Annotated in this window: 1 protein-coding gene; it reads left to right on the forward strand. The window is 63.8% G+C overall.

All coding sequences use genetic code 11. From position 1 onward, the window contains the following. The coding region (locus tag OHD62_RS35580; RefSeq protein WP_263792429.1) for a peptidylprolyl isomerase at nucleotides 1-578 on the forward strand (578 nt) is incomplete at both ends.

The raw sequence follows: 578 nt of genomic DNA on the forward strand, positions 1-578 counted from the left end.
CGCCGATGAACTCAAGGGGCTTGTTGGGGATCTGCTGAACGAGAAACTGCTGGCGCGCGAAGCGCAGGAGATGGGCCTCGAGAAGGACGACACCATCATCCGCCGCCGCCTGGCGCAAAAGCTGAAATTCATTGTCGAGGACACGGCCCAGCTTGCCGAGCCGACCGAAGCGGAACTGCGGCAGTTCTATGCCGCCAACCCTGCACACTTCGAGACGCCCGGAAAACTGTCGTTCCGGCAGGTCTACTTCAACCCGGAACATCGCAAGGACGCCGCGGCGGACGCGACCGCCGCGCTCGGCGTGCTGACAGCGAATGTCGAGGACGACTCGACAGAGGGCGACCGGCTGCTGTTCGGCGACAGCTTCGCCGATACCGACGAGCTGGCGCTGTCAGGAATGTTCGGTGCCGATTTTGCGCGCGTGGTGTTTGCGCTTGAACCGGGCGGATGGCGGGGCCCGGTGAAATCCGGCTATGGCTTTCATCTGGTGCTCGTCACGCAGCACACGGCGACCGTGCTGAAGCCCTTCGAGACGGTCAGGGATGCGGTCCTTGCCGAGTGGCGCTCTGCGAAGCAGA

This window comes from Mesorhizobium sp. YC-39, assembly GCF_025753795.1.
Taxonomy (GTDB): domain Bacteria; phylum Pseudomonadota; class Alphaproteobacteria; order Rhizobiales; family Rhizobiaceae; genus Mesorhizobium.